This is a genomic window from Corynebacterium sp. HMSC077G07 (genome assembly GCF_001809225.1).
GTDB classification, from domain to species: Bacteria; Actinomycetota; Actinomycetes; order Mycobacteriales; family Mycobacteriaceae; genus Corynebacterium; species Corynebacterium jeikeium_D.
This window is the reverse complement of record NZ_KV796543.1, coordinates 67,654-94,145: the sequence shown is the minus strand read 5'-3', so window position 1 is coordinate 94,145 and position 26,492 is coordinate 67,654. Positions and strand designations below refer to the sequence as shown.

21 protein-coding genes, 1 tRNA gene and 1 other RNA gene are annotated in these 26,492 nt (G+C 59.1%); 8 read left to right on the top strand and 15 right to left on the bottom strand.

From position 1 onward, the window contains the following. Positions 1-104 precede the first annotated feature (104 nt). Both HMPREF2562_RS09080 and HMPREF2562_RS09075 read right to left on the bottom strand, forming a co-directional pair. Positions 105-178 (bottom strand) — tRNA-Met (locus tag HMPREF2562_RS09080). Positions 179-362: 184 nt separating this feature from the next. After that, positions 363-3,350, bottom strand: coding sequence for a UPF0182 family protein (locus HMPREF2562_RS09075; RefSeq protein WP_070549891.1), 2,988 nt, complete (start codon positions 3,348-3,350; stop codon positions 363-365). 151 nt (positions 3,351-3,501) lie between these two features. On the opposite strand from HMPREF2562_RS09075, the gene HMPREF2562_RS09070 reads away from it, so the two are divergent. Next, positions 3,502-4,083, top strand: a complete 582-nt coding sequence (locus HMPREF2562_RS09070; RefSeq protein ID WP_016423245.1) for a PPA1309 family protein — start codon at positions 3,502-3,504, stop codon at positions 4,081-4,083. 262 nt (positions 4,084-4,345) lie between these two features. Next, entirely contained in the window at positions 4,346-5,185 is an 840-nt protein-coding gene (locus tag HMPREF2562_RS09065; protein WP_048733544.1) for a GDSL-type esterase/lipase family protein, read from the top strand. Positions 5,186-5,258: 73 nt separating this feature from the next. On the opposite strand, the gene ssrA is transcribed toward HMPREF2562_RS09065, so the two are convergent. Further along, positions 5,259-5,643: a transfer-messenger RNA gene (gene ssrA, locus HMPREF2562_RS09060) on the bottom strand. Positions 5,644-5,808: 165 nt separating this feature from the next. Between ssrA and HMPREF2562_RS09055 the strand changes: the two genes are divergently transcribed. Continuing rightward, positions 5,809-6,396 carry a DUF3887 domain-containing protein gene (locus HMPREF2562_RS09055; protein WP_049171250.1) on the top strand — a complete coding sequence of 196 codons (588 nt, stop codon included), beginning with the start codon at positions 5,809-5,811 and terminating at the stop codon, positions 6,394-6,396. 28 nt (positions 6,397-6,424) lie between these two features. On the opposite strand, the gene smpB is transcribed toward HMPREF2562_RS09055, so the two are convergent. Further along, a complete protein-coding gene (gene smpB / locus HMPREF2562_RS09050) occupies positions 6,425-6,928 on the bottom strand; it encodes an SsrA-binding protein SmpB (protein ID WP_038626299.1) in 504 nt (167 codons plus the stop codon). A gap of 178 nt (positions 6,929-7,106) precedes the next feature. On the opposite strand from smpB, the gene HMPREF2562_RS09045 reads away from it, so the two are divergent. The 3 genes from HMPREF2562_RS09045 to HMPREF2562_RS09035 all read left to right on the top strand — a co-directional run bounded on the left by HMPREF2562_RS09045 (position 7,107) and on the right by HMPREF2562_RS09035 (position 10,670). After that, a complete protein-coding gene (locus tag HMPREF2562_RS09045) occupies positions 7,107-8,750 on the top strand; it encodes an AbgT family transporter (protein ID WP_083295722.1) in 1,644 nt (547 codons plus the stop codon). Positions 8,751-8,913: 163 nt separating this feature from the next. Next, positions 8,914-9,681: an alpha/beta hydrolase family protein gene (locus HMPREF2562_RS09040; protein WP_049193066.1), complete on the top strand. Its 768-nt coding sequence runs from the start codon at positions 8,914-8,916 to the stop codon at positions 9,679-9,681. A 20-nt stretch (positions 9,682-9,701) separates the two neighbouring features. Then, positions 9,702-10,670, top strand: coding sequence for a cation diffusion facilitator family transporter (locus HMPREF2562_RS09035; RefSeq protein ID WP_070549890.1), 969 nt, complete (start codon positions 9,702-9,704; stop codon positions 10,668-10,670). Positions 10,671-10,699: 29 nt separating this feature from the next. Here HMPREF2562_RS09035 and HMPREF2562_RS09030 read toward each other — a convergent pair whose 3' ends face one another. The 6 genes from HMPREF2562_RS09030 to metG all read right to left on the bottom strand — a co-directional run bounded on the left by HMPREF2562_RS09030 (position 10,700) and on the right by metG (position 18,018). Beyond that, positions 10,700-12,529 (bottom strand): ABC-F family ATP-binding cassette domain-containing protein, encoded by a 1,830-nt coding sequence (locus HMPREF2562_RS09030; protein ID WP_049171263.1) that lies wholly within the window; start codon positions 12,527-12,529, stop codon positions 10,700-10,702. Beyond that, the gene (locus HMPREF2562_RS09025; RefSeq protein WP_049171266.1) at positions 12,513-13,028 is read right to left on the bottom strand and encodes an NUDIX hydrolase; all 516 of its coding nucleotides are present in this window, start codon (positions 13,026-13,028) and stop codon (positions 12,513-12,515) included. The genes HMPREF2562_RS09030 and HMPREF2562_RS09025 overlap by 17 nt, the downstream gene beginning before the upstream one ends. Before the next feature lie 24 nt (positions 13,029-13,052). Then, positions 13,053-13,967, bottom strand: a complete 915-nt coding sequence (gene rsmA / locus HMPREF2562_RS09020; RefSeq protein ID WP_049171269.1) for a 16S rRNA (adenine(1518)-N(6)/adenine(1519)-N(6))-dimethyltransferase RsmA — start codon at positions 13,965-13,967, stop codon at positions 13,053-13,055. A gap of 65 nt (positions 13,968-14,032) precedes the next feature. Continuing rightward, on the bottom strand, positions 14,033-15,184 hold the full coding sequence (locus HMPREF2562_RS11145; RefSeq protein WP_276257241.1) for a resuscitation-promoting factor: 1,152 nt from the start codon (positions 15,182-15,184) through the stop codon (positions 14,033-14,035). Between the two features lie 167 nt (positions 15,185-15,351). Beyond that, the gene (locus tag HMPREF2562_RS09010; protein WP_049171274.1) at positions 15,352-16,176 is read right to left on the bottom strand and encodes a TatD family hydrolase; all 825 of its coding nucleotides are present in this window, start codon (positions 16,174-16,176) and stop codon (positions 15,352-15,354) included. Positions 16,177-16,191: 15 nt separating this feature from the next. Next, on the bottom strand, positions 16,192-18,018 hold the full coding sequence (gene metG / locus HMPREF2562_RS09005; RefSeq protein ID WP_049171277.1) for a methionine--tRNA ligase: 1,827 nt from the start codon (positions 18,016-18,018) through the stop codon (positions 16,192-16,194). Between the two features lie 115 nt (positions 18,019-18,133). Here metG and HMPREF2562_RS09000 point away from each other — a divergent pair, with 115 nt between their 5' ends. Further along, positions 18,134-19,375 (top strand): aminodeoxychorismate synthase component I, encoded by a 1,242-nt coding sequence (locus HMPREF2562_RS09000; RefSeq protein ID WP_049171279.1) that lies wholly within the window; start codon positions 18,134-18,136, stop codon positions 19,373-19,375. Here the strand turns inward: HMPREF2562_RS09000 and HMPREF2562_RS08995 are convergent. Further along, the gene (locus HMPREF2562_RS08995; RefSeq protein ID WP_049171282.1) at positions 19,372-21,048 is read right to left on the bottom strand and encodes a BCCT family transporter; all 1,677 of its coding nucleotides are present in this window, start codon (positions 21,046-21,048) and stop codon (positions 19,372-19,374) included. The two genes, HMPREF2562_RS09000 and HMPREF2562_RS08995, sit on opposite strands and share 4 nt — an antisense overlap. Before the next feature lie 160 nt (positions 21,049-21,208). After that, the gene (gene rsmI, locus HMPREF2562_RS08990; protein WP_049171286.1) at positions 21,209-22,120 is read right to left on the bottom strand and encodes a 16S rRNA (cytidine(1402)-2'-O)-methyltransferase; all 912 of its coding nucleotides are present in this window, start codon (positions 22,118-22,120) and stop codon (positions 21,209-21,211) included. Positions 22,121-22,205: 85 nt separating this feature from the next. Here rsmI and HMPREF2562_RS08985 point away from each other — a divergent pair, with 85 nt between their 5' ends. After that, positions 22,206-23,702 carry a dolichyl-phosphate-mannose--protein mannosyltransferase gene (locus HMPREF2562_RS08985; RefSeq protein WP_371325811.1) on the top strand — a complete coding sequence of 499 codons (1,497 nt, stop codon included), beginning with the start codon at positions 22,206-22,208 and terminating at the stop codon, positions 23,700-23,702. Here the strand turns inward: HMPREF2562_RS08985 and HMPREF2562_RS08980 are convergent. The 3 genes from HMPREF2562_RS08980 to glpR form a co-directional block, all read right to left on the bottom strand. Continuing rightward, entirely contained in the window at positions 23,699-24,481 is a 783-nt protein-coding gene (locus tag HMPREF2562_RS08980; RefSeq protein ID WP_016423261.1) for a zf-HC2 domain-containing protein, read from the bottom strand. The two genes, HMPREF2562_RS08985 and HMPREF2562_RS08980, sit on opposite strands and share 4 nt — an antisense overlap. A gap of 51 nt (positions 24,482-24,532) precedes the next feature. Next, positions 24,533-24,937 (bottom strand): DoxX family protein, encoded by a 405-nt coding sequence (locus HMPREF2562_RS08975; RefSeq protein ID WP_038629133.1) that lies wholly within the window; start codon positions 24,935-24,937, stop codon positions 24,533-24,535. Positions 24,938-25,173: 236 nt separating this feature from the next. After that, positions 25,174-26,445, bottom strand: a complete 1,272-nt coding sequence (glpR, locus tag HMPREF2562_RS08970) for a divisome protein SepX/GlpR (protein WP_016423263.1) — start codon at positions 26,443-26,445, stop codon at positions 25,174-25,176. Positions 26,446-26,492: the final 47 nt, after the last annotated feature.

Here is a 26,492-nt window from a genome sequence, read left to right as displayed (position 1 = left end):
GGAAAAGACACACTTTTCTTTACTTAACCCTCCCAGGACGTGCGCCTTAAGAGAAATAACTAAAGCCCCTACCGGCGTTTGCACCGGTAGGGGTCTTTTCTTAGTGGCGGGGGCAGGATTCGAACCTACGACCTCTGGGTTATGAGCCCAGCGAGCTACCGAGCTGCTCCACCCCGCGTCAACTGTCCTGGCTTTTACAAGCACTCACAGCGGGCGCTGGTCTCTCTGACCAACGAGAAGTAACTGTAGCACGACGCTCCCAACAAAGACCAATCCCCAGGTCATAGCCGGTTTCGCTACAACCTGGGGAGTCTTCGGACCATAGAAACCTATGATTCTCGGTTAACTACTCGTTGCACGTCTTACTGGCCGTTGGCCTTCTGGTAGTCAGCGGCAGCGCGGTCGAGCTCGGCAAGTGCCTGGCCCTGTGCCGCGTAGTCACCGTTCTTCTGTGCGTCGTTAAGCTTTTGCAGTGCGTCGGAGATACGGCGAGCGGCGTCGTCACGCGCGGCGACATCAACCTTGCGCTCTTCCTTCGGTGCCTCGTCGTCGGACTCAGCGTCGGCGGCATCCTTGTCCTTATCCGCCGACTGCTCCTCAGTCTCTTCCTCACCGCGGACCTTGGTCGCGGCGGAAGCATCGATACCGACCTGACTCAGAGCCTCAGTGACCGTGGCGCCATAGCCCACCTGACCGCGGTAAGCGACGAGAATACGCAGCAGCTTCGGGAATGCGGTCTCCTGGCCCTTGCGCTGGGTGTAGACCGGTTCGACGTAGAGAATCTCGCCATCGCCGACCGGCAGCGTCAGCAGGTTACCGTTGGTGACCACGTTCGTGCCCTCGAGCAGAGTACGGTCCTGGGCGACCTCATCTGCGGACATCATCGTGTCCTGCGCCTGCCGTGGACCCATGGTCTGGGTGTTGGTCGGCAGGGCACGGATGGTGATTTGACCGTACGTCTCCGGATCGGAGGAAGCGCTCATCTGGGCGGCGAGGAACTCGCGCTCCAGACCGCGGAAGGCGGAAATCAGCTGGAAGCTCGGCTTTCCGGTCTTCGGATCGGAAGCGACAACGTAGTACGGCGGCTGGGAGAGGTTCTGCTCTTCCGGCGCGGTCGGATCGGACGGGACGGACCAGAAGGAGTCATTGGCGAAGAACACGCCCGGATCGCTGACGTGGTACTTGGCCATCAGCTCACGCTGAACCTTAAACAAGTCCTCCGGGTAGCGCAGGTGCTCCTGCAGCTCCTCGGAAATCTCCGACTTTGGCTTCACCACATCCGGGAAGACACCCTCCCAGGCCTTGAGCACCGGATCCTTCTCATCGAACTCGTAGAGCTCAACGGTGCCATCGTAGGCATCGACGGTCGCCTTGACCGAGTTGCGGATGTAGCTGACCTCGCTGTTCGGCAGCGGGCGTGGAGTGCCATCCGGGTTAATGGAGTCCTGTGTGGTTTCCTGGAGGCTCATGCGCTGGGAGTACGGCATCTTGGCCAGCGTGGTGTAGCCGTCGACGATCCACTTCATACGGCCATCGACTACAGCCGGATAGGTCTTGGTGTCAGTGGTCAGCCACGGGGCGACCTTCTGAACACGGTCACGCGGATCGCGGTTGTAGATGATCTTGGAGTCCGGCCCAATGCGGTCGGACAGCAGGATGTTGAGTTCCTGGTAACGGGTGGCGAAAATCATGCGGCTGGCAAGCCCGCCTACGCCAACACCGCCCTCACCGTCGTAGGTGAAGTTACGGCCGTCGGCATCGTACTCATAGTCCTTGCCGTCACCGTTACCGCCAACAATCGCATAGTCGGCATCGCTGTTGGCGATAACCGGGCCGTAGTAGATACGCGGCTGCTTCAGGTTCAGGTTCATGCCGTTCGGGTCCTCGGACTCGAACAGGTCAGCCACGGTATACAGCGGGTAACCGCCGCGGGCGGAACCGGACTCGGAGGCAACCTCGTCGACCTTATTAGCCGGCGCAGCAACGAAACCATTGCCGTGGGTGTAGACCGTGTGACGGTTAATCCAGTCAGTCTGGTTACCCTGCAGCGTCTGCGGGTTCAGTTCACGAGCAGCGACGATGAAGTCACGGGACGCACCATCGATCTGGTAGCGGTCAATGGCAAGCGGATCGGAGAAACCATAGAAGTTCTTCAGCTGGCGCTGCTGCGTGAAGGTACGTGGCAGCACTTCCGGATCCAGGATTCGGATATTGGCCAGCGTCGCAGCATCGCGGGAAATCGAGTCCGCACCTTCCTTCGCGGCTTCCTTATCGCCTTCCTTTTCAGCCGGAACACCCCAGTCGCGCTCAACCTTCACCTTGTCGTCAGTAAGCCCGTAGTGGTAGCGCGTCGATTCAATATTGCGCGCAATGTATTCGCGTTCCTTGGAAGCGCGGTTCGGGTTAACTGAGAACTGCTCAACTGCCATCGGCCAGGCCACGCCAATCAGACCTGCGGAAACCAACATCAGCACGGTGGCAAACGCCGGGATCGAAAGATTGCGCAGGAAAATGGCCGCGAAGAATGCAGCGGCCACGACGATTGCGATGACCAGCAGCGTAATCTTCGCCGGCAGCAGCGCATTGATATCGGTGTAGGAACCACCGGTGAAGGTCTTCTGCTTGTTATTCAGCAGCTCATAGCGGTCCAGCCAGTAAGACACAGCCTTGAGCAGCATGAAAACACCGGCCCAGCACGCCAACTGCGCACGAGCCGCATTGGAAACGCGGGTCTTCTCCCCTGTAGTCGGGTTACCTGGGCGGATGCCACCAAGGAAGTAATGCGTCACCAGCGACAGCAGGAACGCAATAACTACCAGGACAACCAGCGTCGAAATGATGTACGACCACAGCGGCAACTGGAATGCATAGAAGCCCAAGTCCTTGCCGTACTGCGGGTCAGTCTCACCGAAGGACTGCCGATTTAAGAACAGCTGCACCGTCTGCCAATTACCCTGCCCCACAAGGCCACCGAGTACGCCGAATACAACGGGCAGCGTGGTGAACATCGACTTCGAACCGGATTCAGCCATCCGTCGGTACACTGCCTGCGGGCTGCGTGGATCCGTCAGTCCGAGGTCGACGGGCCGCGAGCGCCACGCCAGCCACATAGATAGAAATGTCAGTGCGCCCGTTATCAGGCCTACAGTGATAAACAGGACGATACGAGTGAGCCACGTGGTGGCGAATACCCCTCGATACCCCACTTCACCGAACCACTGAAAGTCCGTATAAAAATTGACGGCGATTGGAATAACAAAGGTCAGCGCGGCAATCACCAACACGGTAATTGCCAGCCCCCCCGGTCGGCCACCCGCCGATCGTCTCGGTCGAGTCTGGTTTAGAGACAACGTCTCTCCTGTTCGAGTTGAGCTTGACTTGCCAGCGAGCTGGTAAGTCGGTCGTACGCTTATCTGTCATCTACTCTAAATAAAGTTCCTAACATTTGACTAAGGATGCTGTTAATACAGCGTTGCCAGGAAAGGGGCGTCGTCAAGCGTCATGAGCGAAAACAACGGCACTCAGACTCATCTCAGCCAGCAGGCACTCAATCGCGCCGTGCGCGAAGCTGTCGAATACGTCCACACCGAAGGTTGGGACCGCGCTCCGAGCCTCTTCGCCCTCGTCCCCACCGCCGCGCTTGCCGACGTGCTTGCCGACGAGCTGATTGACAGCGCCCCATTGACTGTCGTTGCGCAGGAACCCCTCCCCGAGGGAATTGAAGGCGGTAGCCCTGAGTTGGCGGACTTTATCGCTCGGACATCGTGGCCGGCAGGTGTCGTCGGTGCCGTGTTAGCGCAGGAAATAATGGTCATCGCTCCGGAGCAGGCGGACAGCTTTGAGGGTGCATCCCTGGACGAGGTGCGGGCACAGGCGGATGGTGAGGCGGCTCGCCAGGCACGTCTTTTCAGTGGTGTTATCAGCGAAGGTCCACACCTAACACTGATCCAACCTCGCCCCACAGAGGCGGAACTGGATGAGCGTGGGCCCTTTGCTGAAGATGAGATTGAGCTAAAAGATGGTTCTGGGGTAGCCGATGGTGTCATCGCTGCGTTGTATTCCACGTTCGGAAGCGCCTCATAAATCCACCTACCAGCGATAAGAGACAAAAAGAGGTATTGAAAGCGCCGAATATACATATAACTAGCTGATTCCGGTTGACATCGGACTTAGAACCTAGTTGTATAACAAAGTGATAAAGGCGCGTCTCTAAGTATCCGCTCAGGGTTCTGTCGGACTTGGTTCTGTCGGACTTGGTTCTTCCAGGGACGGTCTGTGGCGAAGAAATCGCGAGTGTAGCGCGAGTTTTTCCTTCTATAGGTTTTCAACTAAGAGGTTTTTAATTATGAAGAACAACGTTGTTCGCCGTGCAGCAGCCTCGGCAGCTGCAGCTTCTGCGCTGGCAGCCTCCCTCCTGACCGGTGGTGTTGCCAACGCTCTTCCTACTGGTAACTACGTTGCCTTCGGCGATTCCTTCGCTGCTAACCCGGGTCAGTCCGATCCAGCCGTACCGGGCCGTGGTGGCTGCCCGATTTCGGTCTCGAACATCGGCTCTCACGTTGCTCGTGAGACTGGTCTTGAACTGCACGACTACTCCTGCAACGGCACTACCGCTTTCATGCCGACTCAGCCGCAGAAGTCCCTGATGGGCCAGGTTGACAACGCCATCGCTCAGGGCTCCCTCGGCCCGGCTACCCAGCTAGTAACCATCTACGTTGGCGCCAATGACGCGATGCAGGGCGCTGTGCTGCCAATGCCGGTTCAGGATGACCTGTACACCACCAACGTTGTGGCCGCTGTGGAGAAGATCAAGGCCGCTAACCCAACTGCTCGCGTCATGCTGATTGGTTACCCGGCTTTCACCTCTAATGACCCGACTCACTACGCTTGCCCGGTTAACGCCGCAGGTTTTGCACCGCACATTCCGGCTGCCGGTATGCACCACTTTGAGATGGCTCTGCAGAACCGCCAGATGCGTGCTGCCGCTGAATCCGGTATCGGTTTCGTCAACATGAAGGAGGTCACCAACATCGACGTCGCAATGTGCGGTCCGGACGGTGAGCGTCAGGTCTCCGCAATTCTGGATACCGATGTTGCTTCCTACAACATGACCAACCACCCGACCTTCCACGGTTCGGCAGTTGCTGGCACCACTATCGCCAACGTCTACAAGAGCACCTTCTAAGGTCTTTCGACGTCGCTCAGACGTCTTCAAGTACAACGAAAAATCCCCGGTCGTAATGACCGGGGATTTCCATTTGTGGAGCTGCCGAGAATTGAACTCGGGTCCACCGCCAACTCGCCAGGGCTTCTCCGTGCGCAGTTCGCACGATCGCCTCTACTCGACCCTTCGGCTCAGGCAAACATGTCCGAATGACGGGCCCAGCCGCAAGTAAGAAGATCCCCGATGAGCCTTACGGCACACCCATCGGGCGAGCCCTTTTAAGTCGATGCCAGGGTCCGGACCAAAGGGCAAGCCCGGTCTGACAGACACGCTAGTCGCTTAATTAGGCAGCGAGAGCGTAGTCGCGCTGAGTGTTCTCGGCGCTTAATCAGTTGCTACGACGCTTAAACGGTGGTCTCTAGCCTGCACCGGCACGCTTCCCCTGGCTCACTGTACGGTGTCGAAACCATGTCAGCCCCATACAATGCCTTCGAGCACGGGAAAGTGCGTTGCGCTCAAAGGATGTTCAAGAATAACGCTTTACGACGGGAAAAGTCAACAAGCTTCGCCGCAAGGCCCACAGCCCCCCCCCCGAATGTCAACTCCGGGTTGACACTGACGTCAACCAATGGTTGACTGCAGTCATGGATCCATTGACGACAATCCGTCACCGACTGCAAGCAACGAACATTGCCGAACAAGAACTTGAAGATGCCGTGGCGCAGGCTCGCGCAGCGGGCCATTCATGGGCAGAGATTGGAAATGTACTCAATATCTCCCGGCAAGCGGCATTCAAGCGGTTCGGAAGTGTCCAAAACCCCGTTTCAGGAGAATTGATGACTGCCACAAAAACTACACATATCGCCGAGCTCGGCGAAAAATTCCTTCGCCACATCATCAACGGCGAAGAAGCAGAAACCGTAAGCATGATTTCCCCAAAGCTCCGGAAGGATCTCCCCTGGTCCACTATCTACTCTGTCTGGGAAGATGTTCTCACCGAGACTGGGGCGTTCGAATCTTTCGACGACACCCAAGTCACCAGCCTCGGGGGAACCAGGACTAAGGAACCGACCTCGCAGAAACTCCTGTCGAAGATTCTCGGCACAAGTCTCGTCATCACCACCCTCAAACATGAGGCTGGCGAATGGATGGCTCGAGTTGCCTTTGACCGTCACGAAAACGTCATTGGCCTACTCATCCTCCCAGTCGATGCGACTGAGTTCCCCTTCTAAAAAGGGTTTCTTCTAATGAAGACCTCTTTTACCCCTTGATGCCCTTCACACGACGGCCCAGCGCACGAGTAGCTTCGCGCTCCTCCGTGCGGCGCTTGATGTCCTGGCGCTTGTCATAATCCTGCTTACCGCGGGCGAGTGCGAGCTCGACCTTCAAGCGGCCGTCGGTGAAATACAGCTTCAGGGGTACAAGTGTGTTGTTGCCATCGCGGACCTTGCCCCACAGGGTGTCAATCTCCTTGCGGTGCAACAACAGCTTGCGCGAGCGACGCGGTGAGTGATTAGTCCACGAACCGTAGGAGTACTCCGGGATATGCAGCCCGCGGAGCCACACTTCGCCGTCGTCGATGGTCGCGAAGGCGTCATTAAGCGATGCTTTGCCCTCGCGCAGCGCCTTGACCTCAGTGCCCACGAGAACGACACCGCATTCGTAGGTGTCCAGAATGTTGTAGTCATGGCGGGCACGACGATTGGTGGCCACCACCGCGTTGTTGGCGCTGACCTTTTCTTTCTTCGACTTCTTCTTGCCCATAACCTGATTAACTCTAGTCGAAGAAGGTGCACTACAGCTATTCCCTAGCTATTCCCTTAACTTTCCCTTATGCGCCTGCTCGCACCCGACATACATATGCCTCTGGCCTTTTACGTTGTGACGCAACTTACTTTCCCCTAACCTTTTACCAACGTCTAACACAGAGGGATTTATATATATGGGACAGTCAAAAACGTTGGAACCGGACAAAGCGCCACCGAAGCCAAAGGGGTTCCTAGCAACACTGGAACGTATCGGCAACGCACTGCCAAATCCATTTTGGCTATTCGTGATTCTTGCCGGTGTAGTCATCGTTTCTTCGTGGCTCGGTGAGGCTGCGGGTATGCAGGCCAAGGATCCCGCGTCGGGTGACATCATCGAGGTGGAAAGCCTTGCTACCGCAGAGTACCTGCAAAAGATGGTCTCTGAGGCGGTAACGAACTTCACGGACTTCGCACCAGTTGGCCTGATTCTGGTGTGCATGCTCGGTGTCGCAATTGCGGAGTACTCCGGTTACATCGGCTCGGCAATCCGCGCGGCAATTTCCAAGGTGCACTCCCCTGTCCTGCTGACATTCATTGTTGCACTGGCCGGCGTGACTGGTTCAATCGCTTCTGATGCCGTCTACGTGATTCTCATTCCGCTGGGTGCCGCCTCATTCGCCGCAGTTGGTCGTAACCCTATTGTCGGTGCGATGGTCGCCTTTGCCGCCTCGTCGGCCGGGTTCAATTCGTCACTGGTGCTCAACATCACCGATGTGCTGCTGGCAGGTATCTCCACGCATGCAGCGCACTTCGTGGATCCGGAATACGTAGTTTCACCGCTGGCCAACTACTTCTTCACTATGGCCTCGTCGATTGTGCTGGCTCTGATTATTACCGCCGTTACTGAACTGTTTATTACCAAGCACGTGGAGAAGACCGTCCACGACGACCACATTGACCACGATGCCGCGGAATTCACCAAACCGGGCGCTTCGGAGGAAGCTGCCGAGGAAAACGCCAAGAAGGAGGAGCGGAACACCGCATCTAGCAGCTCCAGCAATGGCCGCGACAAGCTAATCCTCAACGATGCCGAACGACGTGGCCTCCGCTACGGCAACATCGCCGCTGTCATCTTCCTGGCGCTTTGGTTCGCTGCCCTGTTCATCCCGGGTTCGCCTCTGCGCGGCGAAGGCGACGGCATCTTGAATTCCGTGCTGCTTACCGACGTCGTGGCGTCCATCGCCCTCTTCTTCGCAGTGGTCGGCATTGCGTACGGCATCGGTGCCAAAACCATCACCTCCTCTGCAGACGTGCCCGCCTTCATGGAACGTGGCCTGGGTACACTGACCACAATGATGGTGCTCTTCTTCGCCGTCTCGCAGTTCACGGCCTACTTCAAGTGGTCCAATATCGGTCAGTGGACCGCTATCAAGGGCTCCGAATTCCTGACCAAGGCGGATCTGCCGCCGCTGTTGCTCTTTGCTGCCTTCGTCCTGATGGTGGCTGTTCTCAACCTGCTGATTACCTCGGGCTCCGCACAGTGGGCTCTGATGGCGCCGGTCGTTGTGCCGATGCTGATGTACGTCAACGTCTCCCCAGAGGTCTCCCAGCAGCTATTCCGTATTGGTGACTCCCCGACCAACATCATTACACCGATGTCTCCGTACTTCGCGCTGGCGCTGACTTTCCTGCAGAAGTACTACAAGCCTGCGGGTGTCGGCACGCTGATGTCGCTGGCCATCCCGTACTCGCTGTGCATGATGGTGGGCTGGTTCCTATTCTTTGTCGTGTGGTACCTCGCGGGCATTCCGCTGGGGCCAGGGGTTCCGGTGCGTTAACTCACAGCCACTAGGAGATTGAGGGATTGGTCGAATTTTTCGCCCAATCCCTCACTTATTTGTGGCACCCGGGCTTAATATTGCGTACGGTCGCCACCACAATGGGCGTCGTAAAGCGAAAACGTACACACATTGAGCACACACTGAGACGCGGATATAACCTATGCCAACAAAGCACCTAAAATTTACGGGATCGACCGGCGAGACTCTGGCTGCATCAATTGATTTGCCGGACGGTCAGCCACGCGCGTGGGCGCTATTTGGTCATTGCTTCACGTGTAATCGGATGGTGCCCGGCGCGTCACGCACCTGTAAGGCGCTGGCGAAGAAGGGCATTGCGGCATTCCGGTTCGACTTCACTGGCCTCGGGCAGTCCACTGGTGATTTCGGTGAGACGACGTTCCAGACCAACATCGATGATCTTAAGGCCGCCTACGAGTTCATGGAGGCAGAATTTGAGGCCCCCGCGCTACTGATTGGGCACTCGCTCGGTGGTGCAGCGGCGCTGAACGCCGGCCACGATATGCCGAAGGTCAAGGCGGTTGCGACAATCGGTGCACCCTTCGATCCGGCACACTCGATTGTGCGCATCGCCGGTGACATTTCGACGGTCGATGAGCACGGCACGCAGGTTCTGCAGATTGAAGGTCGTGGCATTCCCATCTCCCGTGAGTTCTTGGAAGTGTTGGCGGACTACAACCCGGAGGTTTATCTCAGCCAGCTGCGCAAGCCGCTGCTTATTCTGCATTCCCCGACCGACCAGACTGTTGGTATCGATAGCGCCCAGAAGATTTTCCAGGTATCTCGCTATCCAAAATCTCTGATGAGCTTGGATCGCGCGGACCACTTGCTCACTCGCGCTAAGTCCGCCGCGCGCGCTGCTGACCTGATTTATGCGTGGGCGGATAGCTATCTTCCGGAGGCTGAATAACCCTGTTACCATTAGGGGTTATGGACACGACTGAACACTCTGGCCACTCGCACGGCCACGGTCACTCACACGGTCACGGTCATGACCACGCTCATTTTGACCCCGCGAATACTCCTGCCCGTCGCCTGCTCGTGGCTGCGGGTCTGACTCTTGTCGTATTTCTCGCCGAGCTCATCGGTGGCTTGGTTTCGGGTTCGCTGGCGTTGCTGGCAGATGCCGGCCATATGGTGACGGACTCCGCAGGCCTGCTGATGGCAGTTGCCGGTTTGGCTATCGCCCAGCGCGGAGCCAATCACCGCGCGACGTACGGGTACCGTCGTGTTGAGGTTCTGACTGCTCTCGTCAACGGTCTGACAGTTTTCATCATTGCCACTGTGATTCTCTGGGGCGCAATCCGGCGATTCGGGTCAGTGGAGCAATCTGAGATTCAAACCACGTCGATGCTCATCATCGCAGTCATCGGCCTGCTCACCAATGTGATTGCGGCGTTTCTGCTCGCAGGTGCTGCCAAGGAAAGCGTCAACGTCCGCGGCGCGTATCTGCACGTGCTTGTCGACGCCGCTGGTTCGGTCGCCGTCATTATCTCCGCTATCGCTATCGCATACACCGGCTGGACTGCCATCGACTCGGTGGTCTCTATCGTGATTGCGCTCTTCATCGTCCCCCGAGCCGCCGTTCTGGTGCGCGACTGTCTCCACGTGTTGCTGGAGTACACCCCGAAGGGCGTCGACACTGAGAGAATCACTGCTGACCTGTCTGACTTGGACGGAGTGGTCGATGTCCACGATCTCCACGTCTGGTCCCTCAACGGCAGCGACCTACTGGCATCTGTCCATCTCGTGCGCTGCGACACGCTCCCCAACGGCGACGAGCACGCATTGCTCGACCGCGCGCAGGCACTGCTTCACGACGTCCACGGGATTGAACACGCCACGGTGCAAATTGAAAGAACCGGGCACGCTGACCACGAGTACCCGGCTCATACCTAAAATGTTCGGCTAGTAGCTGAAGTAAGATGCTAGCCCTCGAGCTGCTCCCCTAGCTCCAGCCACTCCATCTCCAGCTCTGCCTTCTGCTCAACCACCTCCGCAGCACGGCGATCGAGGTCCGCCAGCTTTTGTGTGTCCAAGTTGGCTACATCAGCACTCGCTTCCGCCATCTGCGCATGCAGTTCACTTTCTTGCTGGCTGAGCTTCGCCATCTTCCGCTCCAGAGCACTCATCTTCTTCTGGACAGCATGAGCTTCCGCAGCCGAGAGCTTCGAGGTATCCTCCTCTGAAGCTGCGCCACGGGTCTGCGGACTACCGGCATTTGCTTGAGAGGCACCACCACTAGCGGCCGAGTCAGCCAGCTGTGCGCGACGCTGGAGGTACTGACTAATCCCGCCTGGCAAGTTCGTCAGCTCGCCATCGCCGAAGAGGGCCCAGGTCGAGTCGGCAATACGCTCAATCAGGTAGCGGTCGTGCGAGATGACCACCAACGTGCCCGGCCAATTGTCCAGCAGGTCTTCCAATTCCTGCAGCGTGTCAATATCCAGGTCATTCGTCGGCTCGTCGAGCAGCAGGAAGTTCGGCTCACTCATCAACACGCGTGTGAGTTGCAAGCGGCGACGCTCACCGCCGGAGAGGTCTGCGATTGGGGTGCGCTGCCGCTTCGGGGAAAAACCCAGTCGCTCCGCCAGTTGCGAGGCGCTAATCTGCTTCTTGCCCAGGTCAATGTAGGTCGCCACGTCCTCCACAGCGTCGAGCACACGCATATCCAGCGGCAGATCATCGAGCTCCTGTCGCAGCCAACCCAGACGCACCGTCTTGCCCTCAATCCGCTTGCCATCGCTTAAGGGGTAGTCTCCCGCCAATGCGCGCAACAAAGTCGTCTTACCCGAGCCGTTGACACCGACCAGGCCAATGCGCTCGCCGGGGGCCAGACGCCACGTGACGTCGTTAAGCAATTCCCTACCATCGGGCGTTTCCAGGGACGCATGCTCTAGCTCTACGACCACCTTGCCCTGTCGACGCTGCGAAAACGCCATCAACTCCACGGAATCACGCGGCGCCGGGACATCGGCGATGAGAGCCTCAGCTGCTTCGATGCGGTAGCGAGGCTTCGAGGTGCGGGCCGGCGCACCCCGGCGCAACCACGCGAGTTCCTTACGCGCAAGGTTCTGGCGACGCTGCTCGGCGGCATCGGCTTGGCGCGCACGCTCGGCACGCGCGAACGTCCAGTCGTTGTAACCGCCATCGTAAAAATCGACGGTGCCATCGTGGACTTCCCACGTCTTCGTGGCAACGGTATCCAGGAACCAACGATCGTGCGTGACGACGACCAGGGCTGCCCGGCGCGAAAGAACATGATCGGCCAACCACTGCACACCCTCAATATCGAGGTGGTTCGTTGGCTCATCGAGAATGAGCAGATCCAGATCTCGGACCAGCGCGGCCGCCAGGTTAACGCGACGGCGCTCACCACCGGAGAGATTGGCGACCTTGGTATCCATACCGAGGTCATTGATACCGATGCCATCGAGGACCTCGCGGATGGAAGCGTTACCCGCCCACTCGTGTTCAGCGAGTCCCAGCGGTGCAATGACGCACTCAAACACGGTGGAATTCGGGTCGAGCTCGGCGCCCTGGGTGACATGCGCCATGGCCATGTCGTTGGCTCGCGAAATACGTCCGGAGTCCGCTGGCTCCACGCCTGCCAGAATCTTCAGCAGTGTGGACTTGCCGCCACCGTTCAAACCGACAACACCGATGCGGTCGCCCTCTTGAACACCGAGGCTGACGCCGTCGAGCAGAGTCTTGAGCCCGAAGGACTTAGAAATATTCTCGCAATTAATCAGATTCGCCATGATGAGTATTTATTGTGCCCCATTCGACGTTGCCAAGCACACGCCGGACATACCAGGCCACCGGCAGCTCATCGAACTGCTCTCGGGTTACCCATTTAAATTCCGGATGCTCGCCGCTGAGCTGGACATTCTGCGTGTCGTCGGCCTCGCGTACTAGAAAGGTCACCGTGTGGAAGCGGAAATTCTCCCCGCCCAAGTCCGGATTGGAATAATGGGCAAATTCGCTGACCTCCGCTGCGCGCAAGCCGGCCTCTTCACGCAGTTCGCGCACAGCGGCCTCCACGGGCTCCTCCCCCGCGTCTAGCTTGCCACCGGGCAAATCCCACTGGCCCCCGAGGAAGCCCTCGTATTCACGCAGCAGAAGCAGCAAGCGGTCACCGCGGAAAACTATGCAGTTGCACACCCAGCCGTCGTCGTCAGGCCAGAACTTAGTCCAAGCCAGGCTGCGCGGTTCGCGCCGGCCGATCTCGGCCCTACTGGGGGTGTCGTCACGGTGCATGGGGGAAAGATTGCCTGTCCTTTATTAAAAGCGCTGGTCTCGTGAGACCTCAGCGAGACGAACGAAATCGGCAATTTCAAGCTTCTCTCCTCGCTGCTTGGGGTCAATCCCCGCTGCCATAAGCGCCTCTTCGGCTGCGGCACCAGATCCGTAAATCCCCGATAGGGCCGCCCGGAGGGTCTTGCGGCGTTGCGCAAAAGCAGCGTCGATAAGCGGGAAAAGGCGCGCGCGGAATTGCGGCGAGATTTCCCACGGGGCCTCGGGGGCATCGGCGGTCTTGGAGTTCTCTGGAGCGTCGGAGCGAGCGTAGCAGTCAATGCGAACGAGCCCGGAATCAACCTTGGGGACCGGCCAGAAGACGTGCGGACCAATGGCACCGGCGCGACGCACTGTGCCGTAGTAGGCGGCCTTGACACTGGGGACACCGTAGATCTTGGAGCCCGGCTGAGCCGCCAGCCGGTCAGCGACCTCAGACTGCACCATCACGAGCACGCGACGGATGGTGGGCAGCTCGGCAAGCATGTGCAGCAGCACCGGTACAGAAACGTTGTATGGCAGATTGGCCACCAGCGCATCTGGGGCAGTCTGAAAGTCCTCGCGGCTGACCTTCAGCGCATCTTTCTCAATGAGCTCAAGTGCGCAGCCCTCGGCGCGCTCAGTGACTGTCTGGGGCAGACGCGCCGCCAGCCGCGAATCGATTTCAACAGCCGCCGCGCGGCCGCAGTGTTCGAGCAGCCCGAGGGTCAGCGAGCCCAAGCCGGGGCCAACCTCAACAGGGTAGGAATCCTCCGGCAAGTCCGCCGCAGCGACAATTCGACGCACGGTGTTGGCGTCGTGGACGAAGTTCTGCCCCAATTTCTTCGTCGGGACAATATCCAACTGCGCCGCCAAGTCGCGTACTTCGACCGGCCCCAAGAAAGAAACTTCTGCTTTAGTCACAGTTAGATACTACGGGGTCAACACAAAAAATAGGCTTAGCTCGTTATGGCTAGACGGAACTAGCTTTAACGAAGCCCCATGGAAGCGGTACAAGCGGGCCATGCGCCCCAACCCTGACCAGCCTGGACACGCTCAGCGACAGCAATCTGCTGCTCGCGGGAAGCCTGCGATGCACGCGGTGCATACTCAGTACCGCCGTAAGCTGCCCAAGTGGAATCGGTGAACTGCAGACCACCGGAGAAACCGTTACCGGTATCGATAGCCCAGTCGCCGCCGGACTCACACTGAGCCAGCTGATCCCACACGCCGTAGCCGGCAGCCGGAGCTGCAATGCGGGACTTAGTGCCCTGGCGAATAGTGGAGATACCCGGAGCCTTTAGCTCCTTTTCTTCCAGGACCTCGCGTCCGAGCTCTTCACCATCGCGAGAGGTGACCTTGACCTGACGCTCTACCTGGCCCGGTTCACCTTCCTGCTCAACGATGCGCTCATCTTCGAACATCGAATCATCTTCAATGATGTTCTCGTGAGCTGGAATCTCCTCAGTCTCGGTGATGGTCTTATCAATCAGACGAGACAGAGCGATGCGCATCCCCTCGGTGACCGGAGCATCCAGACCCGGCTCAACGGTGTCGTCTTCACGCAGTTCAATGCCACGCTGAGCCAGCACATCTCCGACGGTCATAGCCGGGACGGTCAGGTCGATGTCCTTGGCATCGTCGTGAAGCACAATATTCTTGGCACGAACGACGTCGAGTTCGACTCCCTTAGCGGAAATCTCGCCCTTTTCGACCTCGACCTTGTCCTTATCGGAGATGAGCCCCTGCTTCTTCAGACCTTCAATCAGCTCATCGGTAGTGATGGCATTGGTCTTGTGCTCCTGCGGCTTGCCATCGACAATCATCGTGACTGGCTTGGCAGAGCGGTAGACCAGCTTGCCGCCGTCCGTGAGATCGCCCTGACGCTGAACCAAGTCTCCGCCGGTGGTTTCGACACCAGCCTTCTCTAGAATGGCCTTGTCATCCTTGGACCAGGTTGCGATTTGCTCAACCTTACCGTCGATTTCGACGGTGATGGTGTCATAGTTGGATGCTGCGACAGTACCACCCAGAGCAACAGCAGCGACCAGACCGCCTGCGGCAATCTTGGACGAAGTGGAGACTCCGTCATTAGCACGATTGAGATGACGCTTCTTCGCAGCACTCACGGGGTTCGTCACAGCCTTTCGGAGGATGGGGCAGCTAGCAAATGAAAGAAATACAGTTTGTAACAGTACGGTAAAGATTCAGTGTTGTCTAAAATATATCGATAAAAGTGACGGGAAATACAACAAACCGCCCCGGCTGCATTTCCACAGCTCAGGGGCGGCAATACGCCAGCACGTGCTTAAATGCCGTACACCCGACGTGCATTATCCGTCAAAATCTGTGCCATCTCCTCCGCCCCGATTTCTCGGGCTGCGGCCATCGCACGCGCCTGATGACCGATAAAAGTGGACTCGTTGCGCGCACCTCGGAAAGGCTCCGCGGTCATGTACGGGGCATCGGTTTCCACCAGCAGCTGCTCCGCCGGCGCCTCAGCCACAGCCTGCCGCAGGTAATCATTGCGTTTGAAGGTCACGTTGCCGGTAAAACTCAGCAGGTAACCGCGTGCAATGGCTTCGCGGGCAACCTCGATGGGCGAAGAGAAACAGTGCAAAATGACCGTATTGTCGTAGCCGTCCAACGCCGCCATCAGGTCTTCATCGGCGTCGCGGTTATGAATCATCAACGGCTTGCCGACGGTTGCTGCGAGCTCCATATGCCACTGCAACGCAGCCAGCTGTTCGCTCTTCGACGCGCAGCCGTCGAGGGAATCCAGCCAGTACCAATCCAATCCCGTCTCCCCCACGGCCACAACCCTGGGGTCGGCAGCCATTTCGGTTAAGCGGGCCTTGGCGTCGTCGTCAAGCTCGTGCGCGCGCGTCGGATGGATGGCGGCGGCGGCCCAGACGTTGGGGTGCGCGTGCGCAGCGGCAAAGGCCAGTTCGGTTTCCGGCATGCCATCGCCGACCGTGCAGACTCCGACGACGCCCGCTGCGGCGGCCCGGTCCATGAGCGCCGCAATCTCTTCCGGAGTTTGCGCCCCACAGGACGCGAGATGCGTGTGGGCGTCAAACAGCGGAGTGAGATACTCCGCGGGTTCTGCAATCTTGCGTTTGCGCTTTCCCATACCTCTACTGAGCCCCTACTTCACCTGTGCCCACTCGGGGCCGTGCTCAGCCAACTCAGAGTCGAGCTTGGTGAAAATCGGCTTCGGCTTGGCCAGCGCCGTACCCGGCTCAATGTCGAAGCGACGCCAGGCGGCCTTCTGATTGACGTAGTCACCGGTGATGATTGGGTAGCTCCTACCCTCTGCCGGCAGGTCAGCGCCGACCGGTTCGACCGGCATGTCGTCCTGGACTTCCTGGACTTCTGGCATTGCGGCCCAGATCCCCTCGCCGCCCAGGGTCTCGAAGACCTTCTGCGAGCTTTCCGGCAGGTACGGGGTCAGCAGCACATTGGCGTCGCTGACTACCTGCAGTGCTGTCCACAGCACGGTGGCGAGACGCTCGCGCTGGGACTCGTCCTTCGCCAGCTTCCACGGCTCCTGCGCAGCAATGTAGGCGTTGGCCTCTCCGACCAAGTGCATGGCGGCGGTGATACCGGCGCGGAAGCGGGACAGCGCAAGCGCGTCGCCGACCTCGGCGAAGGAACGCTCAGCCAGGTCGAGCAGTTCACGGTCAGCGTCAGTGAGTTCGCCCGGAGTTGGCACCTCACCGAAGTTCTTGAAAGCCATGGACACGGTGCGGTTGACCAGGTTGCCCCAGGAGTTGGCCAGCTCGTTATTCACGCGGCGGACGAACTCATCCCAGGTGAAGTCGGTGTCCTGGTTCTCCGGGCCTGCCATCGCGATGAAGTAGCGCAGCGGATCCGGACCAAACTCCGCCAGGAAGTCCTTCACATAGATGACAACGCCCTTGGAAGAGGAGAACTTCGAGCCCGACATGGTCAGGTACTCCGAGGAGACGACCTCCGTCGGCAGGTTCAACTCACCGAGCTCCCCGACCTCGCCCCCGCGGGAGCCCTCGCCACGGTAGCCCAGCAGCTCAGCCGGCCAAATCTGGGAGTGGAAGGTGATGTTGTCCTTGCCCATGAAATAGTAGGACAGCGCCTCCGGGTCATTCCACCACTTGCGCCACGCTTCCGGGTCACCAATGCGCCAGGCCCACTCGATGGAAGCGGATAGGTAACCGACGACGGCGTCGAACCAAACGTAGAGTTTCTTCGTCCCGTTTTCCGACCAGCCCTCCAGCGGAATCGGCACACCCCAGTCAATATCACGGCTCATTGCACGCGGACGGATGTCCTTCAGGATGTTCAGGGAGAACTTCAGCACGTTCGGGCGCCAGTCCTTGCGCTCCTGCAGCCACTCGGTCAAGGCCTCTGCCAGAGCCGGCAGGTCTAGCAGGAAGTGCTCAGTTTCAACGAACTTCGGGGTCTCGCCGTTGATTTTCGACACCGGATCAATCAGATCGGCCGGGTCAAGCTGGTTACCGCAGTTGTCGCACTGGTCGCCGCGGGCACCGGAAGCGCCACAAATTGGGCAGGTACCTTCGATGTAACGGTCCGGCAGGGTGCGACCGGTCGACGGGGAAATCGCACCCATCGTGGTCTGCTTGACCATATAGCCGTTTTCGTAGAGCCCACGGAAGAGCTCCTGGACAACGGCGTAGTGGTTGCGCGTGGTTGTGCGCGTAAACAGGTCGTAGGAAAGCCCCAGACCCGCGAGGTCCTGCACAATCTGGCGGTTGTAACGGTCGGCCAATTCCTGGACAGAAACGCCTTCCTTCTCCGCCTGCACAAGCAGTGGCGTGCCATGCTCATCAGTACCGGAGACCATCAGCACGTCATTGCCAATCATTCGCTGGTAGCGAGCGAAAACGTCCGAGGGGACACCGAAACCTGCAACATGGCCGATATGTCGCGGACCGTTAGCGTACGGCCACGCAACTGCTGTGAAAATGCGAGACATATTTAACAGGGTAATAGATGACCTACCATCACGATGAACTGTGCCCTCATGAAGTCTTCCAAGAACTGTCCCCTAGCGTCATCGCGCGCTCGCGCAGTCACTACGCTTATGTCCTATGTCCACTCGGTCTACCTCCTCCGGCTCGGCTGCTGACTTCACTTCGCGTGCGACCACTGCGCTGGCGCGTCTTATCGCTGCCGGTCATCGTCCCGCCGCGCTCATCGGCTCCTGGTTCGGTTATCGCGCGGTTCTCGCCGCCAACGTCGAGCTCACTGCCTGCGAGTCGGCAGCGCTTTTCACCATCCCCGACCCCGATGCGTGGATCTTTGGGTTCCGCCCCTACTCCGGCACCAGCGCGCACGGGGTCGCTACCTGCGTCGCGTTGCTTGCCGACGACGGCACGTGGCATTTCGACGGCCCCGGCACCGGTGACCCCTTCAATCCGGATTTCCAAGCCCTTCAGGAGGCCATCAACTACTCGCACGAAGACACGCGTGCCGACGCGCTCCCCGCGGCCACACCACTGGAGTGGGATCAGGGCGACCGAGAACACCACCAGCTTGCGGTGACAAACTGTAAGGAGGCAATTGCCGCAGGCGAGGTGTACCAAACCTGCATTTCCACACGCTTTCACGCGGAGCTGGCAGCGAGCGACTCTGCACTAGCCCACGCCGGTGCGTGGTTTTCCTCCCGCGTGGCGCGGTATCAGCCGGCTCGAGCAGCATTCTTGCCCGGCAACCTCGACGCTGGAATTCCAATCCTGGCCTCGCTGAGTCCTGAGGAGTTCCTCATCCGCGCAGGCACAAGCGTGACTGAAACTCCCATCAAAGGCACGATTCCCGCTGGCCGGCCCCCGAACGAGTTATTGCGCAGCGACAAGGATGTCGCCGAGAACATCATGATTGTCGACCTGGTGCGCCATGACCTCGGTCAAGTTGCCAAGACCGGCACCGTGAAGGTCACAGACCTGCTCAGTGTGCGTCCGGCACCGGGCGTGTGGCACCTCTTTTCCACAGTTTCCGCGGAACTTCCCGATCAGCTCAGCCACGCTGAACTAATCGAAGCCTGCTTCCCACCGGCCTCAGTCACCGGTACACCGAAGCTGCGAGCAATTGAGCTTCTGCGCGAGTGGGAACCCGAACCCCGTGGCGCTCACTGCGGCGCGATTGGTGCGGCCCACGGTGATGCACTTGAGCTCAATGTCGGTATTCGTACCGCTGAGTACACAAAAGACCCGAACTCGGGGAGAGTTCGGGTCGAAGCTGGCATCGGCGGTGGCATCACCATCGGGTCTACACCCGAGGGCGAATGGGCCGAGATTGAGGCCAAGGCCGCACCGCTGCTGTTGGAAAGCTAGTTGCGCAATTTACGAGCACGGCGGCGCTCGCGCTGTTCGGCCGCTTCCGCCAAGCGGCGCTCACGAGCCATGCGCAGGGCAAACTGACGCTGTTCCTTGTCATCGAGGTACATCGGATCGTCGGAAAGCCCCTTAACCAGCGAAACCATCAGCGCCAAGATAACAATGACGAACGGGCTTGCCGCCAAAATGGTGATGTTCTGCAGGTTCGACAGGGCATCGCTGCCACCGGTGACCAATAGGACGATGGCAATCAGAGCGGTGAAAATACCCCACATAGCAGTGACCGTGCGCGACGCTGTGAGTCGACCGAACTGACTCATGGTACCCATCACCGTGGAGGCGGAGTCTGCCGAGGTAATGAAGAAGGTAGCCAGCAGAATCATTGCGATAGCGGAGGTAATCGCGCCACCCGGCAAGGATTCCAGCAGATTGAACAGCTGACTCTCGGCCGAACCGTCACCGTAGATGGACGCACCCTGCTGCTCGTGGGTAATGGCGGTGCCACCAAAGATGGAGAACCACACTGCAGAGACAATCGACGGAACGGCGACGACGGTGAAGACGAACTCACGGATAGTACGGCCGCGAGAAATACGTGCGATGAACATACCGACAAACGGCGACCATGAGATCCACCAGGCCCAGTAGAAAATTGTCCAGGAAGAGAGCCATTCACCGGCGGTGCCGTCAGCGGAAGCACTGGAGCGGGAGGCCATCTCAAAGAAGGAATCCAGGTAGCTGCCAATAGAGGTCGGAATCAGGTTCAGAATCACCACGGTAGGGCCGAGGACCAACACCAGCAGAGCCAGCAGACCTGCGGCAACCATGTTGAAGTTCGAGATGTACTGAATTCCCTTGCCCACGCCCGACAGTGCAGAGACCAAGAAGGCACAGCCCAGAACGAGAATAAGACCAATCCACAAAGGTGCGCCCTTGATGGCGTTGAACCCGTTGATTTCCAAACCGGCGGAAATCTGAAGTACGCCCACACCGAGAGAGGCTGCCGTACCGAAGACGGTGGCAAAAATCGCAAGCGCGTCGATAAGCTTGCCCAACCGCCCCTCAGCGCGACGCGCGCCGATGAGCGGGATGAACGCCGCCGAAATCAGCTGCTTTCGGCCGAGGCGGTAGGTCGAGTAAGCAATTGCGAGACCGACGATGGCGTAGAGCGACCACGGGTGCAGAGTCCAGTGGAACATCGTCGAAGCCATGGCGGTACCGACTTCCTTCGGCTGGTGGCCCGGCACGCCATCGCGATAGAAGGTCAGCGGCTCAGCGACACCGTAGAACATCAGACCGATGCCCATACCGGCGGCGAACATCATCGCAATCCAGCTAGGCGTGGAAAACTCTGGTTTCTCGTTGTCCTTGCCCAAGCGGATGTGACCGAACTTGGAAATCGCGATGGACACAATGAAGAAGACAAAGACGGTACTGGCCAAGATAAACAGCCAGCCGATGTTCTCCACGACCCAGTTCAGAGAGCTAGATGCAAACGTCGAGAAACTATCCGGCCACGCCAGGCCCCAGACGATGATTGCCAGAATTGCGACAACGGCGGGGATGGTAACCCCGAGGTTCACGGGAGCGTGAGAATCGTCGGCCCTGACTTCGCCGACGACTGACTCCCCTACTTCTTGTTGTATTTCATGCTCTGGTGGATTCGTCATTCCTCCACCATGTCCACCATTGACCTGGGATTTCAACTCAGGATGTGGATTCTCTCAGGTTTTCCTCATTTCCCGTCTGAATTACAAAACTCCCAATAACAGCGTTTACCCTGTTCACTGGCGTGCGCTGGAACATTTTCTGGCACAAAGTAACAATCGGCTAACGATTTCCCTCACGAGCAGCCAAAACCGCCTGATAGAGATCACGGTGCTTTGTCATTCCAGCCTCTGCCGCAACCTGCTTCGCGGCATCCTTCAGCCGCATGCCATCAGCCACAAGCTCCTCCACGCGGTCAACCAAGTCCTCCGTGGATACCTCCGTCGCCTGCTGCCCCGCACCCTCAATCACCACCGTAATTTCGCCGCGGACACCTTCCTCCGCCCACGCAGCCAGCTCTCCCAGCGTCGCACGGCGAGTCTCTTCAAAACGCTTGGTCAGCTCACGGCTTACCGACGCGCGCCGCTCCTCACCCAAAATCTCCGCGGCATCGGCCAACGTAACAGCCAACCGATGCGGCGACTCAAAGAAACAACAGGCCCGCTTCTCTGTCTTCAGTGATTCCAGCCAGATCCGGCGCGCCCCCTGTTTACGAGGTGCAAAACCATCGAAGCAAAAGTGGCCGACGCCCAACCCGCTGAGAGCCAATGCGGTAGTCACCGCGCTCGGCCCCGGTACGCAGGACACCGGCACACCCGCGTCGTGAGCAGCCGCCACCACAGCCAGGCCGGGGTCTGACACCACCGGCATCCCCGCATCGGTCACCACAATGACTTTCTGTCCCGCCTTCGCCGCCTGAATCAGCGACTCAGTGCGGCTCTCTTCGTTGTGATCGAAGTTCGAAACAAACTTCCCCTTGGGGGAAATGCCCAGCGCTGTGGCTAGGTTGCGCGCCCGCCTGGTGTCTTCCGCGGCGATGATATCGGCGTCGATAAGCGCACCGCGCAAGCGGTCGGAGGCATCGGCGATATTGCCCAGCGGCGTTGCCACCAGAGTGATGCCGGGAGCCAGCGTCGTAGCCTCGCTGAGGGGCTCGTTCTCGTGCGGTTGGAAGTTCGATGCCGAATGCGTCATGATTCCATAGCTTAAACTGACATTCGTGACCGATGCCGCTTTAACCCCACCACCGGAAACCGAGCGCCGCGCGAAAAAGCGTTTCCTGCGCCCGATTCCCCCGGTTCCCCCGCTGCCGCCACTGCGGCGGTGGGACAAATGGGATACCGCCACTTTTGTGGTTCTCGGAATCGTCGCAGCGCTAACGCGTTTCATCGGGCTTGCTGCCAAGACCGACAATGGCACCCCGCTCTTCGATGAGAAGCACTATGTGCCGCAGGCATGGCAGATTCTGGAGTCCACGCGCGACCCCATCTCGTCTGGCATCGAGGACAATCCCGGCTACGGTCTGATTGTGCATCCGCCAGTGGCCAAGCAGGTCATCGCCTTGGGCGAGTGGATCTTCGGTTATTCACCAATGGGCTGGCGATTTATGTCGGCGGTGTGTGGCACGCTGGTTATCCTGCTGCTCATGGACATCGTCCGACGCATCTCTCGCGGCTCGCGGTTGGCAGTGGGTATTGCTGGTCTCTACGCGCTTGCCGACGGAGTGCTGTTTGTCTCCTCTCGGGTCGGCATGCTGGATATGATTCAGACCTTTTTCATCATCGCGGCCGCGTGGGCACTTCTCATTGACCAGGCCGATGCCCGCAAGCGCCTGGAATCCGCCACGGAACTCGGTAGTTTCGGCCCCTATCTCAGCTATCGCTGGTGGCGACTGCTCGCCGGCATCATGCTGGGGCTTGCCACCGGGGTGAAGTGGTCCGGTCTGTACTACATGGCCGCATTCGGCCTGTGGTCCGTCTTCACGGATCTGGTGTCACGCAAGAATGCCGGTGCGCGCAAACCCGTGCTCGGCGCACTCGCCCGCGATACCGCCCCGGCATTGCGTGATCTGGTGGTGGTCCCGCTGGGCGTTTACTTCTTAAGTTGGCGTTCCTGGTTCGCCGAAGAAACGTCGGTCTATCGCCATGTCTCGCCCGAAGAGCGCGATACGGGACTCCCCGGCACCGGCTGGCTTCCCGAGGCCGTGCAGAACTACCTGCACTACCAGAACAGCGTGCTGAAGTTCCACGCCGAGCTGACCACCTCTAATGGCCACAAACACCCTTGGGAGTCCAAGCCCTGGGAGTGGCTGGTCAGCTGGCGGCCAATGCTCTACTACTCCACCGAAACCAACTGCAGTGGTGGCCAGGAGTGCAAGGGCTGGATGATGCTCTTTGGCACCCCGCCCATCTGGTGGTTGCTGGTCCCCGTGGTCCTGTGGGCCACATGGCGCTGGCTCGGCCGCCGCGACGGCCGCTACGCACTGCCAGTCATCGGTTTCCTCGCCTCGTGGCTGCCGTGGGTCATCGGCTACGACCGTCAGATGTACTTCTTCTACGCCACCGCGCTGATTCCATTTGTACTCATCGCCTTTGCTCTGCTTGCCGACGATCTCTCACACTGGTGGCCTCGCGATAAGCCGGTGGGGTTGGTAATAGTTGGCGCACACGCCGCACTAGTGGTGGCCGCGTTTGTGTTCTGGCTGCCGATTTTGACCGGCTACCCGCTGCCTCTCAACCACTTCGATTGGCGGTTCTGGTTGCCGTCCTGGAGCTAGTCCCGCTGTGGTGGCACGCCTGTGACCGGCAACCCGGAGGCGGCTCGCCATGCCTGTGCGATTGCCGTCGGCGTATAACCGCCCAGCCACACAACGGCCAGTGTCAAAGCGGAGACAAACATCAAGGCCAGGCCAGCGATCTCTGATGCTCCCTGAGCACCGATGAGAATGTCACGAATACCAAAACCGATGCTGAACGTGGCGACGGCACCGTAGACCGGCGCCATGCCCATGGCAGCGCGTGGCCGCCAGGCAGCCCAGAACAATCCCACTGCCAACGCAAGCCGAATTGCCGCGAGTTGGATGGCAAGGCGTGCTCCGAGCTCCATTGGGTCAACAGTGGCAGTGGAACCGTCGATAGGCGCTTCCGTGCTTGTCGCGATTCCTGCACCGCCCTGCGGCTGCGTCGAGGAAAGTCCGAGCGTCATCATGCCGGAGGCGTCGACCAGTGTCGCAATCCCCCAGACCGCCCAGCAAAGGCCCAGTGCAATGAGCACCCCGCGGGCGGTGCCGGCCATGAGCAGCCAAGCGCGCTCACGCCGGCGGCGCTCCGGTTCGATAGAGACCAAAATGCGCTCCGAGAGATCATCCGTGGAAATCTCCGGCATGCCATCGGCAGGCCCAACCGTAAGGGCGCGGTTCAGCCGCACCGCTCGCTCGTACCAAGCTCGGCACTCCTCGCAGGCCCCAAGATGGGCATCGATGACTTCATCGGCAATACTTGCCTGCTCGCCATCGAGGCGAGCTGACAATGCTGCGCGAATTTCCTCGCACTCCACGGGGGATCTCCACCGCCTTTAACTCTTAAGGGGGTTGTACCTAATGAGGTCTTACCTGATGAACTGCCTGTCCAAACTGAAACGGCCAGCCCCGAAAACGAAAATCATCACCAGACCACCGATGAGCGACATCACAAGCTCCGCACCGTTGTCGCGGATAAACAGGCCATTGCCCAAGTGCATCGACCACCAGGCACCAATCATCTCAATGATGAAGACCATCGCCACCGTCGGTGCCAAGAGTCCCAGAATCAGCAACGCGCCACCGACCAGTTCGACTAGAGCGACAACCCAGACCGTCAAGTGCGCCTGCGGGATATTCGCGGCAACAAAGTAACCGGTCGTCTTGTCGATACCGGTGATAAAAATCTTGTCCCAGCCATGGCAGATGAAGATAATTCCGAGTATCAGGCGGAGAATCACGAGCGCGATATCGCGCATTACCGGTCGATCCATGAGGGACATGCTACCCGACGGCACGGTCAAAACACGGTAGCACTGCGGCTGCGAGAGGCCAGCGACTTAAACATGCAAAAAGGCTTCTCCCAACCCCTCGGGAGAAGCCTTCCGCCAAACACACCCGGTGTGTCATGTCTTAGGTAGTGACATCGTAACAGGCCGAGTTTCTAACAAAAAATCGCGCTGACGTGCTCAGACAACTTTAAGGTTGTTCTACGGCTCAGTTCACAGGACTAGCTCACACGAGCCTGTGGCATTTCGTCATAATCGTCGTCATCAAAGCGGTAGTCAGTGTAGGCCAGATCTGCGAAATCCGGGTCCTCATCATCAAGCTCGACCACTACCGCGCCCGGACGGCGCAGACGCTGTGGAATTCCCAGCTCATCATCCTCGCGGTTACGCACGCCGAGGCGGGCCATCTTCATACGGCGAATTCGGCGAGCCCGCAGTTCCTGCTCTGCACGCACGGTGCGGCGCAGGTTGACCAGATACAGGGTCATCAAGCCGACACCGACCAGTGGAATCCACCAGGTCCAACCACCGGCGAAAGCAGCGATGATGACCGTGACCGCGATGAACGCTGCCAGCCCAGCAACCGAACGGCGGCGGCGGGCAAAGCGAGTCTCAGCGTACTGGGCATCCGAAATCGGATCGAACCCACCACGACCACGGCGCTTCTCAGCGAACGCGTAATCATCTTCGGTCAAGGTGTCATCGACAGCGACTGCGTCATCGTTGGACTCGACACTGTGGTCGCTGTCGTCCTCGACGGTCTCGTCGGGTTCCGCCTGCTCGTCTACGGTGTCTGCTGCCTCTTCAGTCTCAGAGAGAGCCTCAGCGTCCGCGTGCTCAGCGTCAGCCGCGGCACCGGAATCAGCGTCAGATTCAACGGCATCTTCGAACATCAAGTCATCGGCGTCGACAAACTGACGGCGAACGTCAACGCTCACATCGGAAGAGGACTCATCTGCACGAACCACGTCACCTTCGGCGGAGGCAACGGCGGAGTCAGATTCAGCATCCTCGTCATTAACGACAGCCTGCAGCGACTGGTCTGCAGACTCATCATCGGACACGTCCATGTCAGAGCGGTCAGAAGACTCAGCAGTGGCTTCCTCGGTAGCGGAATCATCCGCCTGCGGGGTCTCCTCCTCTGCATCTGCCGCTTCCAGCTCGTAGACGATATCGCCGTCGACGACGGCCGGATCGGCCGCCTCGTCCACGGTGTCGTCGATAAGCACGTCGCTGACATCGAAGTCATCGTCGACCTGCGCGTCAACGGTTTCGAGAGAATCGTCGACTTCTTCGGCCACGCGCACGTCCGACTCCTTAAAAGACGGACGGCGGCGCGTCGTGGCCAACTCCTCGCCACCACGATGCAGCACGCGGGTCTTACCAAGCGCATCGGAGGTACGACGGATCGGCTTGCGCGTATTGACCACCAGCGGGGCCAGCACAAACAGCCACAGTACAACGATGAGTATCAGCAACAGTGAAGTTGACATATTTTGTGTCTCCTTGCGATTTCGCCCGGGGTTTCGCCGTCTCTCCC